This window comes from Algibacter luteus (assembly GCF_900141715.1).
Lineage (GTDB): Bacteria > Bacteroidota > Bacteroidia > Flavobacteriales > Flavobacteriaceae > Arenitalea > Arenitalea lutea.
Genome location: NZ_FQYK01000001.1, coordinates 308,289 through 325,074 on the forward strand (window position 1 = coordinate 308,289; position 16,786 = coordinate 325,074).

Consider the following 16,786-nt stretch of genomic DNA (forward strand, 5'->3'; position numbering starts at 1 on the left):
TTTTTTTAGTTCTTCTAAATTACAAAATTACTTTACCATCCATTATTTTGCTCCAATTCAGAAAATTTCAGGGTTTCAGAATTTGGAATTGGCATATAAGTAGCAAAAGGTTGAAAGTTCCTTACCTCAACAGACGGTAACTCAACATAATTGCTTCCGTTAAAAAAGTAACCTTTAGCTGGTTCATTTAGAGATAATCCCCATCTTCTAAGATCCCAGAACCTGTGTCCTTCAAAACTTAACTCTATACGACGTTCATTTCTGATAAGCTCTCGCATATCCTCTTTAGTTGAAATAGATGCTAAGTAATTATCTGGTTGTGTAATTCCTGCTCTATTACGTATTGCTGCAATCACATCACGAGCGGTAATACCATCAACCTGATAGTCTGGACCACCAATTTCATTTGCTGATTCTGCTAATATTAAAAACAATTCAGTATATCTAAAATACACATCGGCATGTCTCTTACCTTGAGCAGTTCCATCATTATTAATTCTAACTTCGGGTTGCAATAATTTTTTAAGGTAATACCCTGTAGTTGTAGACTGCCCAGGTATAGAATCTAACCTATCATTTCCTCCACCAAGACCAGTATTAATTGTGCCTCCTCCAAATTCAGCGCCATTAACAACAACATATTTTTCTAGCCTAGGGTCTCTGTTAGTATAAGGGTTTTGAGGATCAAAACCATTAGCCACAGTTGCAGGATATCCGTCTTGCATTGGAAATGCCATTACAAAGTTATGTGTTGGATTAATCTCCCCATTTCCATTTACTGAAGGCGGAAATATTCTTTTTTCTAAAGTTGAACTGTTACCACCTATAGAACCTCGCCATAGCGATTCACTACTAAATATATTATCATCTGATGCATAAAACTCATTACCGTTTGGATCTAAACCAGCAACACCTCCAATAGTATTTAATATTTGAGCTGCATTTGTTGCTGCCATATTATAATAACTCTGACTGTTTAAAAATGAAGGACTCGCCGCAAAAAGTGCCAAACGTGCTTTTAGTGCTTTCACTATTCTACCTGAAATACGTAATTCAAAAAAGTTATCATTTACTATTCCATATTTATCATAATCAAAATTTTCTAAATTTGCGTACCATGGGTCTACTTGTCCTGCGCTTAACCCATAATCTGTTGGTAGCAAATTAAGTGCCTCATCAAAATCTGCCATAATAGCCTGAACAGAAGCTTCAAATGATAAACGGGGAACATTAAAGTTACCATTAGCTTCAATAAACTCAGTATAGTACGGAATACCTAGCAATTCTCCAGATGTTCCTATACCAGCATGTGCTTGAAGCACATAAAAATGATGCAATCCTCTTAACGCTAACGCTTCTCCCTTCATACGCATCTCAAACATTTCATTTGTTAACGCATCTCTGCTCCATTGCGTTTCTCCTGCGTCAATAATTTCTAGGAATCGGTTTACCCAGAATACACGTTCAAAATTACCCCAACGGGCTGTAGGGTTAAATTGTGCATTCAACTCGCCAAGCGCCATTCGCTTATAATTGTTATCCAAAATATTATTAACAGCATCATCAGTAGCTGCTTCAGAAAATGAATATTGATCAATTAAGCCCGTATATCCATTTAATAATACACCTTCTGCTGCATTTGGATTTGTAGTAACAAAATCAAAGCCTAACCTATTTTCATCAATTGGTTCGAGGGTATCACAGGCAATTATGCCAGTGAATACCAACATAACTAATATATATTTTATTAAATTTTTCATCTTATTTTTCTAATTTTTCTAATTGAATTAAAATGACATTCTCAAACCTAGAGTATAAACTCTAGACAGAGGTGTTGTACCTATTCTTAATTGACGAATATCTTTATTTTCACCAATTTCAAACAAATTAGTTCCAGAAAGATTAATGCTAAAATCCTCAATACCAAGTTGATTACAAAAAGCCTCCTGAAATTCGTATGTTAACTGAGCACGGTTAATATTAAGATAGCTATTGTCGTACAACCAAAAAGTAGATGTTCTAAAATTATTTTGATTTGTTTGAGATGACAACCTTGGGTAAGTTGCGGTACTTGCTGTTGCTGGTGTCCATCGTCCCAAAACAACTTCTGAGTATTTATCATTTCCGTCAACTGAATAATATTCGTTAAAACTATTATTTAACTTATTACCCTCAGCTCCTGTTTGACCTGTAGCTAAAACAAAAAAGTTGAACCTTTTATACTTTAAGTTAAGGTTTACTCCATAAGTCCAAGGGCTACTAGCTTGCCCTATAGCAATTCTGTCATCATTATCGATCATATCATCCCCATTTTGATCCTGATATTTAATATCTCCCGGTTGAACGTTACCAAATTGAGGTTCAGGTAAACCAGCATTTAAATTACCATCTGTATCAAAATCTGCTTCAGCATAAAATCCTTGATCAACCAATCCAAAAATTGTAGAAATCTCTCTTCCTTGTGTTTGTAGATAGTCTTCAGCAAAGACCTCAGATCTTTTAGCCCTTTCGGTTTGACTATATAGCACGTTTGCACCTAAACTAATTGAAAAATCTTCATAAGTTTTATTGAAATTCATACCTATTTCAAAACCAGTATATAAGTTCTTATCGAAATTATTATATGGTCTGAAGTTATCGTAAAAAGATGGATATTGGTCATTCAAAAACCCTACTTGTTTATCAAGTTCTGATTTAAAATAATTAAACTCTAACCACAAAGAATTCATTACATACGTTTCTAAACCAATGTTTAAATCTATACGCTCTTCAAATGTTAAATCAAGATTCTCTCCTTGTGTAATGTTTTGTCTGCGATTAGAATTTCCATCAGCCCAATTAATATTGTTTCCACTAGAATAGTTTACATCATATAAATAGTAACCATCAATTCCTTGATCAGACTTTATAATACCTCCTGAAGCCTTTAACTTAAGGTAGTCAATAAATTTACTGTTCTTCAAAAATGGTTCTTCACTTATAATGTAAGCTATACCGGAAGTTGGTGATAAACCACCTCTATTTCCTTCAGGTAATTTTATAGAATTAGTATAGGTCCCAGTAAAATCAAAAAATAATTTCTTTTTGTAGTCATAAGTCATTTGAAATCCTAAGTGCGCATCAACATCTGTTTGAATAACATCATTTTGTCTTTGTGAATTATAAAAACCTAACAACGTGGTATTCAAAGAATGATTCTTAGCAAAAGTGGTCTCGTAATTTATAAGTCCGTAAAGACCAAATCGCGATATAAAACCATTAGTACTAACATTTTCAGTTTGATCTTTTATATCTTCACCAAAAACTCCAAGACTTGTTATTCTATCGCCTTCCCAAGTTGGCTCATAGGTTTTAAATTGATTATTTATAGATAAATTATAAGAATCATAAAAATCAAAACTCACATAAGTTTTGGCCGACAAACCTTTTGTTATTCTATCTAAATCAAAATTGATTGTGTTGTTAAACTGTGTAGAACGAAACACTGTATTTCGATAACCACCAGCAATAGCTAAAGCTATAGGAGCATCTGCACCAAACTGTTGAGTTGAACCTAAAAGCATCCCATTGAACGTATTAGCGGCTTGTAATTGTCCAGCAACAGTGGGGTCGCTAGTGTCTATTAAATCTAAAGGCAAAAATGGCGAATAAGTATTAGGTCTTAAAGTAGTCGCAGCGCTTAATAAATTAGCTCTAGACGACTTATCAGTACTTATAATCGCAATACCATCGAGACTACTTGAAATCCAATCATTTATTTTAAAATCTAAGTTACCTCTTACATTAAAACGATTAGTTCCTGCATTTATATCATCATTAATATTTACCCAATCCTCATTACGAGTCCAACCCACATTAACATAATACTGATTTTTATCATTTCCACCAGAAAACTCTGTTAAAACATTTGTAGAACTCACAAAAGGTTGCACGTATTCCGTCGAATATAAATCCAAATCTGGGTATTTATAACTATTAGAACTTGTTCTAAACTCTTGAATAAGCGCAGAATCATAAAAAGCATCTAAACCATCATTAATTCTAGCTTCATTAAAAAGTTGCATGTATGGTACCGAACCTAAATAATTAGGTAAAGAAATAGGTGTGCTAATACCCGAGCGGATATTAACATTAATTTCTTTTTTATTAGCTTTTCCACGTTTTGTATTAATAACAATAACACCATTTCTTCCTTGACTACCATACAGCGCAATAGAATTTGCATCTTTTAGTACCGTTATCTGCTCAACCTCTTCCATATTCAGGATATTAGGATCACGACCAATAACGCCATCAATTACAAAAACAGCATCACCTATACCTCTTACATTATCAGAGCCTCTTACACCTAACATGAGTCCGTTTATATAATTTCTAACAAATTGTGTATTGTCATAAGTTAATCGGTCTTGGGTGTTAATTGACGATACTGCACCAATAATATTGCGCCTATCTTTAGTGGCAACTCCCATCTTTATTTCGTCATCTTCCGATGCGAGGAAAAGAGATTTCTCCATGGTAATATTACCCAATAAATCAGACATTGCAACAATCACTGATTCATAGCCCTTTTTTTGAATTACAACTGACTGATCGTCATTTAATTTAATTTTAAACTGTCCATTAACATCCGAAGAGGCCTTACCTCCATTTGGGCTATAAACATCAACGCCGCTTATAGGGTTACCTTGTTCATCAACCACAGTTGCTGTTACTTCTACACCTTCTGTTTGAGCAATTGCGACATTACAAAAGCAAAACAACATTAAGCTAGCTAGAGTAAACAACCTATATAATTTATTTATCTTCATTTCTTTCTTTATATTTATTAAAACGAATTTACACAAAACTACCATCCAGGATTTTGAGGGAATCCCTCGTAAATTTGTGTTTGCTCAACTGGAAATGGTAACCAATAATGCTGAGGAAACTCACAAATTCTATCTACAAGAAGCGTTTCTGTAAAACTACTTCTGTCTTGCGGAAAATCTAAGGCTAATTTTCTTCTATATTTATCCAAATGGGCTAGTCCCCATCGTCTAATATCTACCCATCTATGTGCTTCATAACTTAACTCAACAGCTCTTTCTCTTCGTAGTTCATCCATAAACTTGTTTTTATCAGCAACTATATTAGGAGCCACATTAGGAACACCCGCTCTATTACGGAACAAATTAATAGCCCCCTCAGCAGTTAAGCTGTAAGACCCTGGTGCTACAGTTGCTCCCTTAGATGCATGTAATGCTTCTGCATACATTAAATAAACATCTGTAAGTCTCATATGCATTCGCACTCCGACGTATTGATCTATAATAGGATTCCATTTACTATGATACTTATCATCAACTTTAGGATAAAATTTGGTCCACATATACCCTGTATTATTTACTATTTTGATGTTTTCAGCACCAGTACTACGATGAAAACCTTTTACAGTTGGAGATTCAAACCAAAGTTGGGCAGCTACATGATTTGGATCTCCGGCTCCTGGATCTATAATATCTCCATCAATAATATGCCATCTATAAAAACGTGGATCACGATTTTCAAAAGGTTTAGTCTCATCAAATAACCTTTGGCCTGCAGGAAGTTTTTGATCTTCTTCAATAGATAGTCCATTAGCCATACCAAAATTATTATGAATAAAGTTGTGTGTAGGACTAATAACCTCATATCCAGCAGAACTGGTATGAATGTCTCTATTTACTCCTGATGCCATAAATCTTGTGGCCTGAACAGTACTACCACCAGTAGCAGCAAATATAAATTCTGTACCTCCTGGCCATGAACCAGGTGCAGGAGATTTCCAAAATACTTCATCGTAATTTTCCCATGAGGCTAATGCATAACGCCCTTGATCGGCTAATTTAAGTATTCCAGCAAAAGCATCAACTGCCATATCACACAACTCTGTATCATAGTCATATGTATTTATACTTTGATTGTTACCTTTCATTAAGGGGCTAGCTGCAAGAAGTAGATTTTTACCTTGAAAAGCATATGCTGTACCTTTAGTAAGCCTACCCTTATTTTCACCTCGTGTGAGTTGTCCATAACTCTCATTATCCCAATCTACAGGTAATAGTTCAACGGCTTTTTTGTAATCTTCGTTAGCTAGTAAAGCAACTTCTTTGTAAGTCGCAGGACGAGGTATTTCAAATTCATCTATTAATACTTTATCAATATATGGATAACGTCCCCAAAATTTCATAATCTCATTATGGAAAAATGCTCTAAAAAAATAAGCTTGCCCAAGAATAACATTTTTTTCGGCTTGAGTTGCATTTACCATTAAATCTCTATTCTCAACATTCTGAATTACAATATTCGCTTTTCGAATACCGCGTAAGCTACCATCATATAACCCAGGTCTCTGTCTATTAAAAGCATTTGTATTTTCAACATTAGCAGAATTATTCCCTGTTGATCCATAATTAGAATTATAGTGGTTATTTAAGTAACAAAAGTTATCTCTTATCACATCATTGAATCTTCCTGCATCAATATCACCACTTGCTTTGGTAGGTCTATCAACAAATCCATCATCACCTAAAAGAAAATCTTGAAAGGTATGCGTTTGCTGTTCATAAGACACGACTAATGAATACATTTCTTCAACGAAACCTTGCGCATTTTTAAAGGTAGAAAAAACATCTTCTTCCTCTATGACTGACTCTGGTGCCACATCTAAATAGTCCTCGCATGAAAAAGAGAATACGAGTCCTAAGATTATTAATATTTTTAATTTATAGTTTTTCATTATTTCTTTTTTTTAAAAATTCATATTAAAACCAAAGTTAAATCTCTTTAAGGTAGGATAATCCCCTCTTTGCTGTCCTTGATTTGCTCCACCTGTGTTAAACTCTCTATCATCAGGCATATCAGACCATAAGAACAGGTTATTTCCATTTGCAAAAACTTGAAGTTTCTTCAGCCCTAGTTTTTCACATGTCTTTTTTGGTATATCATAAGATAAAGAAACTGATCTAAGCCTTGTTAATGACCCATCCAACCAGTTATCTCTAGGATTAGTTGCACCTAGGACTCCAAATGATGGTTGGGTATCAGTATTATTTGGCGTATTTACAGTCCAATAATCTAAATCTTGTGTAAATATTAAAGGAGTAGAATTACTAAAGGTATTGTTACTGAACAATCTAGATGCATTTTGAGTTCCATATAACTGCGCAGAAACACTAAAACCTTTGTATCGGGCACCTAGAGTAGCACTCCAAGTTCTTTGCGGTTGTTCTGGATAACCAAAAGGCGCATTATCAAAATTATTATTGTAAACACCGTCTCCATCAAAATCTACAACATCATAATATCCGACACGTGTTAAATTTTGATTTTCATTTTGTGGTGTTGACATGTAAACATCGTCCCAACTTGTCAAAATCCCAGCTGGAATGGCTGTTCTTCTTTGCCCAATTGTATAACCAGCATCTTTTAGGTGATCGGGTTGAAAAAATGGATCATCTCTTTTAATTACTTTATCTATGGCTTGTGTAAAATTAAAATCACCAAATATATTTAAACCGTTACCAAAAGTATAACTGGAACCTAACACAATTTCATAACCCCTTACCTCAACGATACCTTTATTAATATCAGGAGGTGTTGCTCCAAAGAAATTTGGTAAAGTCTGAATTCCAGCACCCGTAATTCCTATATTATCACGATCTTCGGCAAAATAATCTATCTCTCCAGTTAATAAACCGTCAAATAAGTTGAACTCAGCACCTATATTATACTTAGTAGCTGACTCCCACTGAAGGTTTGGGTTACCTACTACAGCTTCTCTGTAAAACGTATAAGGCGATCTTCCTGTACCACCTTGATATGAACTTGGCACTAAAAATGCAGATGCACCAGACTCCCATCTGGAAAGATATTGAAATCTACCACCAAAATTATCATCACCAACAATACCGTAAGACCCTCTAAATTTTAGCAAATTTAACCAATCTGCTTTTTCCATAAAGGCTTCGTTAGATACTGTCCAACCTGCTGCAACAGATGGGAATAAGTCGAAACGAAATCCTGGGCCAAATTTTTCAGAGCCATTGTAAGCACCGTTAATATCTAAAAAGTATCTTGAATCGTAATTATAAGTCACCCTTCCTACCCAATCTTCACGGTATATTGGAAAAACACTACCTTTTGCACGCTCCTGCCTTCTAACTAAGAATAAAGCGGTCAGGTTATGCTTTTCAGCAAAAGTCCTGTTGTAATTTAATGAAAAATCGTACACCAATTGACGTTCTCGTTGGTCATTCTCTACTTCAGAAGTACCTAACGTCCAAGGTGGTTGAACATAACCAAATCTGGTATTCGTATCTGGAATAAGAAGACTCTCTTCATCACCATTGTAAACTCTAAAAATTACACCTCCATCATTTAAATCTTGCCTACTTCTTTGAGAGTTATCTAAAGAAAAACGTCCTTGAAAAGACAAGCCTTCAGTTATAAAGTCTAATTTTTGTTTTAGTAAAAAATCTGTATTCACTTGAAATTCTCTAAAAGTGTCATAACCCTGAGCTTGTAAAGTCTGAACAGGGTTCACATATACATTAAAATAACTAAAGGGGTTTCCATACAACCCATCTGGATATACTGGCGGATAAAGACTTGGCGCTATTAAGTAAAGTCCATTAGTTACATTACCTATTGAACCAGGATTCTCTCTAATACCTAAAAAACCAGCAAGATTAACAGATAACTCTGTAGTATTTGTAATATTAAAATCGATATTAGATCTAAAGTTAAATCTATCATATCGATACTCACCTAAATAGCCTCTTCCATTATCGTATTTACCTCCATCAAAAATATCACTTACAGTTTGATAAGCCAAACTACCAAAATATTTAGCCGTTTTATCACCACCACGTACAGAGAAGTTAACTCTATAATCTTGTGCATAATCTTTTAACAATTCATCTTGCCAATCAACATTAGGATAAATATAACTTTCTTCCAAACTGGAAGGATTACGGTATCTATCTACAATAGCCAATGGCGTATAATTCCTCCATGTATTAGGAGCTTGAGCTATGCCCCTTAAAATAGCACTATTTGCTTCTCTTAAACCATCATAAGAATCTAATTTTTCTGGTAATTGAGAAACCGTTTTAATGGTTGTATTCACGCTTAGCGACAGTTGTGCTTTTCCTACTTGACCTCGTTTAGTGGTAATTAATATTACCCCGTTAGCACCTTCTACACCAAAAACTGCCGTAGCAGAAGCATCTTTAAGTACCGATAGGTTTTCAATATCATTCATATCTATATCGCTCATCGACCTCTTAACACCATCTACAAGCACAAGCGGATCGCCATTACCATTCCATGAACTTCGACCACGAATAAAAATCCTTGTGTTATCTTGACCAGGAACACCACTACCCTGTATGGCAGTAACACCTGGTAAATTTCCTTGTAATGCTTCTTCAACATTGGCTATACCAGCTGTTCTTTCCATTAAATCCTCACCTTTCACCTGAGTAATAGCAGCTACAACGCTCTCTTTTTTCTGAGTACCATATCCTATAATCACTACTTCATCTAAGGTTGCTATATCCTCTTCTAAAGTAACATTAATAGTTGTTTTACCGGTAGCATTAATTTCTACAGTTTTGTAACCTATGTAAGAAAACTGTAAAATTTTATCTCCTAAAGCAAATTCAAGGGAATAGTTTCCATCAAAATCTGTAGAGGCACCTCGTGTCGTTCCTTTCTGAATTACACTTACACCGGGTATAGGTATTCCCCCTACATCTTTAACAACACCAGAAACCCGATTTTGAGCCTCTAGATTAAAACCTGTAAAACCGGATAAGACCAGAGCAAGCATTAATACAAACCCAGAAACAGGAAAATGTCTTTTTAATTTTTGTTTCATTTAAGTTTAAGTTTAAAATATTATAGTTTTATTTAGTTAGAATGACTTAAAAGAATAAAGGATAAAATAAAGTCATAATAATATGTTAACAATTTTACAACATAATACTATTTTAACTATCCTGCACTATACTGTATGGTGTGAATTTTAACTTAATATCCATTGAAATATGATATTCATCATATTTAATAAATAAAATTTTAGAGAATTCTTTATAAACTTATTCTTTAATAAGTAATGTATTTAATTCGTGCCAAAGATTTTATGACAGATCAAAATTCAAGCTGAGTTATAATCTTAAACATTAAATAGAATAAGAAGTTATTCCATTATCCATAACAATGGATATCGAACTGGCATATTACGAAGTATTTCCGCTTTATTTGGAATTTCTGGAAGTTTAGACCATGTTTTTATATAAGCTTCGTTATTTAAACTAAGTCCTCCAAAAAGGAAAGATGGTTGCTTTGTTGGCCAATCGTCCCAATACATCACATCTTTTTGATAAGGCCATTTTGCTTTGTCCTTTATATAAGGATACAAAAACTGTAATGCAAGTTTCAAGCTTTTTTCATCTTTTGCTTCATACTCAAAAAAGTTAGCTTGTTTTGTAGATATCAATTGTGCCAAGCTAGACATGGCATCCAAATTAAATAAAGAATATCCGTAAGGCTTGGTTCTTGCCAATTCTTTTGGAAAGCTCCCATCTTGCGCCATTTGATTTGGTAGCAAATCATTTTTAAAAAAGTTTCTACAAAAATCTAATTCTATTTCTCTGTTGGTAAGTTTTGCAAATGCCGCTACCTGCATCGCCCAACATGTACTATGATTATTACCATTATCACGTTCGTCTATACCAAACTTATGGGTTGTTAGCCATGTTAAATATTGCGAAAACCAATTTTTTATTTTTTCGATTTCAGCTTCTGAATAAAGATTAGCTTCTTCAAGAACTCCAACAGCTAGGGCTACTTCAATTAAATGAATGGTATCAATAATTCCAATACCACGACCTGTAACTCTACCTTTTATGGCCTGTGCATATAACAAATGTGGATTCATTTTAGTGGTCTCATTTACAAACCAAGCTTGAAAATGCGGCATTAAACTTTTAAGATAAGTCTCATCTTTTGTAATAAGGTAAGCAGAGGCCAAGGCTCCTGAAATTTGACTTAACCTTATCATTGATTTTCTATGCGCAACAAAATTATCTGGATTGCTCAAACCATCTTTCCTAATATATGCGCTATCTGGATGTTTTGGATTTGGCCACCAATAATCACCTTCAGAATAAAAGTCGTGCTTTGTACCTGCACTCCTTTCAGAAACAAAATTGGTTATAGTTATAGGTTGGAATGTTAGATATTCCTGAGCTTTTACTAAAACCTCTTTCTCAACCAAATTTTCAACGACTTCAAAATCTGATTGCTGTTTATTACATGATGTAAGAATCAGTAATAAAAAGATCGAAAAGATAAGGTTAAATTTCAAACTCATACTAATTTATATTTAAATAGGTCCCCTTAAAACTTTGATTGAGAACCATAACTTGTAATTGTTCTTCATCTGAAAATCTTTCAACTTCTATGGATGCTTCGCCATTTGCCATTTCAATCACTTCGCTTCCTGTTGGTGTGCCTTGACTTATTATGGCTTTTCCCCCATTTAAACATTGAAAATAAACACGCTCTTCATAATCTAAACATCTTAAACCATTTTTATCTAGAGCTGTTGCGGTAACTAAATATCTATTATTTTCCAATAACTTATAATCAAGTTTTAAAGCTGTAGCCTTTTCGTTTTTTGTAAATCTGTAATTAATATCTAACTTATCTTTTACTTCTTTACCATTTTTAGTTTTTCCGATGGAAACGAGTTTGTTTATACCTTCGTTAAAATTAATTGTCCAATTTAATCCTGCCGCTGGAAATGCTTTGGTATCTCTTTGTTTCACGCCTAAACTTTTCCCATTTAAAAACAATTCAACCTCTGGGCAATTACTATATATACTAATATCTCTTGATTTTCCTTTTGGACCTTGACGCTCTGTCCATGTATGAGACTCTATATATGTAAACGGGTCATCACTCCAATAGCTTTTAAAAACATAAAAGGCATCCTTTGGTTTTCCGCTTCTATCCACTAGACCTTTTTGATTCATATAAGGAATGGCATTTTCTGGTCGTAATGGGGTGCCAAAATCTTTAAAAGCCCATTGTACATTACCTACAAAAGTAGAATCGTTTTCAGAGATTCGTAAGTGCCAATCGAATAAATCCACAATATAATTCTCGCTCCAATCGCCTATTTGAGCAATATTTGCCACATCGGTTTGTACGATGGCTTCTTCCCAACCATCAGATTGAATTTGACCTTCTCCTGTAATTGGGTTTTCGGTATGTCTCCCTACATGACTTGAACCACCATACTCGGCATGTAAAAAGTGTGGATATTCGGCTTTGTATTGATTTATTGCTTTTTGATAACTTTTATAGCTACCTGAATACCAACCAGACCAAATTGAAGGTGAAAAAACATCCACAATATGTGCGCCTTCATAATATTTTCTGATAGCCGTTTTTCTAGTTGGATCTAACTCATGAGCATAGGTATTGAGCTCCTCTAAAAATTCATTTATTTTTTCTCGATTATCGCCATTTTCAAAATCTGGTAGCCAATAAATTTCATTACCTAAGGACCATAAAATAATACTGGGGTGATTATAATTTTGATTTATGATTTCCTTCAGCATGGTTTTAGTATTGGTTTTCCAAGCATCATTTCCAAGGCCTCCTCTACACCAAGGTAATTCGTCCCAAACTAAAAGACCTAGTTCATCACAAGCCTTGTAAACTTCTGGGTCTTGAGGATAATGTGCTAAACGTACAAAATTAGCTCCCATGTCTTTAATAAGTTCCATGTCTGCCCTATGTTGTTCGTTACTCATCGCTGCACCAACACCAGCATGTTCTTCATGACGATGCGTACCTCGCAATAAGAGTCTTTTACCGTTAAGATAAAACGCACCGTAATCTTTAAATTCAAACCATCTAAAGCCTACTTTATCTGAAATTTGATCTAAAATTGTTTTGTTATTATCAAGTAAAGCGACTTCAATAGTATATAAATTAGGGTTATCAGTATCCCATAATTTTGGATTTTGAATAGCATCAAAGGTTATTTTAGCTGAATTATTTACAACAGTAAATTCATCCTCAGCAATAGCTTTTCCCTGATTATCTTTTAATGTTACTTTTATTATTGAGGATTCGTTTCCGTTAATAACATCTACTGTACCCTCTAAGGATGCACTTTCAATGGATACTTTTGGAGTTGTATATTTTAAGTTTGATAAATGTGTTTTTGGTTTTGTTTGCAGCCAAACATCTCTTGTAATGCCTCCAAAAATGAAGAAATCACTTTTTTGTGATGGTATAATTTCTGGATCGTAACTATTATCTGCTCTTACAAGAATTTCGTTATCTCCGTTTTTGATTGCTCCAGAAATATCAACAGTAAAACCAATATAACCGCCAATATGCGATCCAACTTTGTTTCCGTTTACAAAAATTTCTGAAGTTATATTTATGCCTTCAAAATACAATTGGTAAATTTTATTTGAATTTATTTGAGCAATATTTATCGTTTTTTTATACCAACTTCCACTTCTGCGATATCCCGGAATTACATCTGTTGCATCTAGGCTATTCCAAGAATGTGGTAAGTTTGTTTTTTGCCAATTTTCAGCTTTTAGTGCATCAGAGACATTTTTTGTATTGTTTTCTGAATACAACCAATTCTCATTAATGTTTGTTTCAATTCGTTCTGAATTTTCACTGTTATCAACATTATTTTGACAAGACGAAATAAATAAGCAAAGTATAAAAGCGATTGCTATTTTAAATATTTTGAATTTCATGTTTTTTTGAAAAGTTAGTGGCTAATTATATTTTGCAGTTTGTCTATTCCTAATTTTCAAGTGCATTCAATCTTAATAATGCTTCTAAAAAATAGTAATCTCCGTAAACTATAGGTTCGTTCATTTCCGATCTTTTAGACCAATCTCCAAAACTATGATCTAGAATAAAGGGAATATCAATATCTGAAGATAAAATGTAATCTGCGGTTTGAACATTTTTTAAGAATTTTTTACTGTAATTAATATATGTTTCATCATTAGTGTAACGATATAATTCTATTAATGCTGATGCTACAATAGCACCTGCTGAAACATCTCTTGATTCATTTGGAATGTTTGGCGCATCAAAATCCCAATACGGAATGCCGTCTTCAGGTAAATTTTTATGATTTAAAAAGAAAGCAGCAGTTGCCTTTGCTCTGTTAAGATATTTTTCATCTTTTGTATATCTGTAAGCCATTGTATAACCATAAATAGCCCAACCTTGACCACGTGCCCAAGAAGAATTATCAGCAACACCTTGATGTGTTACTTTTAATCTTGGTTGATGAGCAATGGTATCGTAATCTAAAACATGCCAGGTGCTACCATTAGGTCTGAAATGATTCTTCAAAGTTGTATTGGCATGGGTTACTGCTATTTTATGATACGTACTATCGCCTGAAATTATAGTGGCTTCAAAAAGTAGTTCTAAGTTCATCATATTATCTATGATTACAGGAAATTGCCATTTATCTCTATTAAAATCCCAAGAACGAATACTTCCTATCTTTTCATTAAAACGAGAACTTAATATTTGTGCACTTTTAACAATAACATCTTTGTAAGCTTGATTATCTTCAAATTTTAAACCTTGACCAAAACTATTAAAGACTTTAAATCCCATATCGTGCGTTCGATCATTAAACTTTTCTTTTTCTATAAATACTGTCCATAGTTGTGCTCGTTCTTTATAGGCTTCATTTCCAGTTAACTCATAAATTTGCCAAAGATTTCCCGCGAAAAATCCACTAGTCCAATCTTTTGAAGGTACTTTTTTTATTTGTTTGGATTCATGCGAATAACTTCTTGGAAACGCTAAGGAATCCAATGGGTAATCTAATAGTTTTTGGTATCTTTTTTCTAATTCAGCATGTGCATGAAATTCTTCTTTTTTTTCGGTATTACAAGAAACTAAAAAACTTAATGATATAAAGAATAGTTTAAAGGAGTTTATTTTCATAATAAAATTCAAATTATGTTAGCACTCTCAAATGTATTTCAATTTTCAAAAACAGAAATACAAAAAAGGGTGCAAAATTGTACATCATTGTGCCATTATAATTAACAAAGCACTTAATTTACCGCTATTAAATAAAATTGGGTTTACGACTTAAAAGTTGTAAACCCAATTTTATAATTGTAATAATCGATAAATTTATCAATTAACTATTTTCTAATACCCTGGATTTTGAGGCAATAAGTTAGGATTTCTTGCTAACTCATCAGAAAGTAACGGGAATAAATAATCTCGGGTAGCATCAAAATTTGGCTTTGCTCCTTCTAATCCTGAATCACTAAACACTTGTGCACCCATTCTTCTTCTAGCAATATCATACCATCTTTTAAACTCAAAGGCAAGTTCCCACTTACGTTCTTCTAAAACCATTGTTCTAAAATCATCTTGTGACAATCCGGAAACATCTGCTGGAAACATAGATCCATTACCACTTCTAGCTCTAGCTCTTACTCTATTTACATAACCTTCAGCTTCAGATGAACCTGGTGAAGTTTCGTTCAACGCTTCTGCCGCTATTAACAGCACCTCTGCATAACGCATCATCATATAATTTGTTTCAGAACCTCTGCCATTTCCTGTAGCTGTTGTTCCAATAGCGCGTGTATATTTTGCAATATGCGGTCTATTCACACCTCTACCAGCACCACTTTCTTTAAATACAGTATAAGGTTGAGTTACCCCGTTAAAAACTCCTGTTGTATCTAAACTAACTGCTTTTCTATAATCTCTACCATCCCATCTATTATAAACTTCAAGAGAAGGAACACCAACAGACCAACCACCTCCAAGACCGTACTGCTCGTCATCTCTAAGACCTGTTAATGCTGCTTGATAATCTCTTCCATCATCACCATTACTGGCCCCAATAAAATCTAATAAAAATATAGGTTCTTTAGAACTATTTGATTTCGACGAATCAAATAAATCCTGAAAATCTGGTTCTAAGCCTAAATTATACGTTCCCTCATTATCAATAACTCCTTTAGCTTCTGCATAGGCGTTTGGGAAATCTCCCATGGTTAGATACACCAAAGCTAAATAAGAATGTGCTGCTGATTTAGCAGGTATTGATCGAGCTACCTGTGTATTTGGCAACCATGTTTTTGCAAACTGTAAATCGGCAATAATATTTGCATAAACCTCAGCAGCTGGCGTTTTGCTTATAGCACTTGCTGCAGCCAAATCTTTTACTGGTTCAGTTATATAGGGTATATCTCCAAATTGTCTTACTAAATGGAAATAAGCAAAAGCTCTTGCAAAATAAGCTTGAGCCGTAACTGGGTTTTTTATTTCATCAGCTGCTCCCACATCTTCCGCCCCTGCAATAGCTTGATTAGCAGCAGCTATCATTTGATAAACTCTAAGCCAATAACCGTCAATCATTCCATTATCTGCTTGAACGGTAAAGACATCATGATCAATTCTTCTTGACGACGTAGTTGGATCACCAATGGCAACCATATCACCACGTAACATAAGAGTTAAAGACATTTTTCTACCCCAAAAATCTTCATGAGTCATATGCCCGAAAGCTGCATTTGCCGCCGTTTGTATATCATTTGTGGTCTTAAAAAACCCATCTGGAGCTAACAAACCTATAGGCTCTTCTTCCAAATCCGAACATCCTAATATTGATAACCCTACCAATAAGAATAAATATTTATATGTTTTCATTATATATGTT

General features: G+C 34.0%; 8 protein-coding genes. All 8 read right to left on the minus strand.

All coding sequences use genetic code 11. The features are described 5' to 3' along the window. Positions 1 to 32 precede the first annotated feature (32 nt). Positions 33 to 1,760, minus strand: coding sequence for a RagB/SusD family nutrient uptake outer membrane protein (locus BUA46_RS01155; protein ID WP_019388501.1), 1,728 nt, complete (start codon positions 1,758 to 1,760; stop codon positions 33 to 35). 27 nt (positions 1,761 to 1,787) lie between these two features. Continuing rightward, positions 1,788 to 4,811, minus strand: a complete 3,024-nt coding sequence (locus BUA46_RS01160; protein ID WP_162129541.1) for a SusC/RagA family TonB-linked outer membrane protein — start codon at positions 4,809 to 4,811, stop codon at positions 1,788 to 1,790. A 38-nt stretch (positions 4,812 to 4,849) separates the two neighbouring features. Beyond that, positions 4,850 to 6,760: a RagB/SusD family nutrient uptake outer membrane protein gene (locus BUA46_RS01165; protein ID WP_019388499.1), complete on the minus strand. Its 1,911-nt coding sequence runs from the start codon at positions 6,758 to 6,760 to the stop codon at positions 4,850 to 4,852. A gap of 12 nt (positions 6,761 to 6,772) precedes the next feature. Continuing rightward, on the minus strand, positions 6,773 to 9,904 hold the full coding sequence (locus BUA46_RS01170; protein WP_019388498.1) for a SusC/RagA family TonB-linked outer membrane protein: 3,132 nt from the start codon (positions 9,902 to 9,904) through the stop codon (positions 6,773 to 6,775). A 321-nt stretch (positions 9,905 to 10,225) separates the two neighbouring features. Then, a complete protein-coding gene (locus tag BUA46_RS01175; RefSeq protein ID WP_019388497.1) occupies positions 10,226 to 11,401 on the minus strand; it encodes an alginate lyase family protein in 1,176 nt (391 codons plus the stop codon). Position 11,402: 1 nt separating this feature from the next. Beyond that, entirely contained in the window at positions 11,403 to 13,823 is a 2,421-nt protein-coding gene (locus BUA46_RS01180; protein ID WP_019388496.1) for a glycoside hydrolase family 2 protein, read from the minus strand. Between the two features lie 49 nt (positions 13,824 to 13,872). Further along, positions 13,873 to 15,045 (minus strand): glycoside hydrolase family 88 protein, encoded by a 1,173-nt coding sequence (locus BUA46_RS01185; protein WP_019388495.1) that lies wholly within the window; start codon positions 15,043 to 15,045, stop codon positions 13,873 to 13,875. Between the two features lie 213 nt (positions 15,046 to 15,258). After that, a complete protein-coding gene (locus tag BUA46_RS01190; protein ID WP_019388494.1) occupies positions 15,259 to 16,776 on the minus strand; it encodes a RagB/SusD family nutrient uptake outer membrane protein in 1,518 nt (505 codons plus the stop codon). Between the last annotated feature and the right edge of the window lie 10 nt (positions 16,777 to 16,786).

Excerpts from the sequence above, each read along its gene's own strand:
- BUA46_RS01155 (WP_019388501.1), bottom strand. The coding sequence starts at position 1,760 with ATGAAAAATTTAATAAAATATATATTAGTTATGTTGGTATTCACTGGC.
- BUA46_RS01160 (WP_162129541.1), bottom strand. The coding sequence starts at position 4,811 with ATGAAGATAAATAAATTATATAGGTTGTTTACTCTAGCTAGCTTAATG.
- BUA46_RS01165 (WP_019388499.1), bottom strand. The coding sequence starts at position 6,760 with ATGAAAAACTATAAATTAAAAATATTAATAATCTTAGGACTCGTATTC.
- BUA46_RS01170 (WP_019388498.1), bottom strand. The coding sequence starts at position 9,904 with ATGAAACAAAAATTAAAAAGACATTTTCCTGTTTCTGGGTTTGTATTA.
- BUA46_RS01175 (WP_019388497.1), bottom strand. The coding sequence starts at position 11,401 with ATGAGTTTGAAATTTAACCTTATCTTTTCGATCTTTTTATTACTGATT.
- BUA46_RS01180 (WP_019388496.1), bottom strand. The coding sequence starts at position 13,823 with ATGAAATTCAAAATATTTAAAATAGCAATCGCTTTTATACTTTGCTTA.
- BUA46_RS01185 (WP_019388495.1), bottom strand. The coding sequence starts at position 15,045 with ATGAAAATAAACTCCTTTAAACTATTCTTTATATCATTAAGTTTTTTA.
- BUA46_RS01190 (WP_019388494.1), bottom strand. The coding sequence starts at position 16,776 with ATGAAAACATATAAATATTTATTCTTATTGGTAGGGTTATCAATATTA.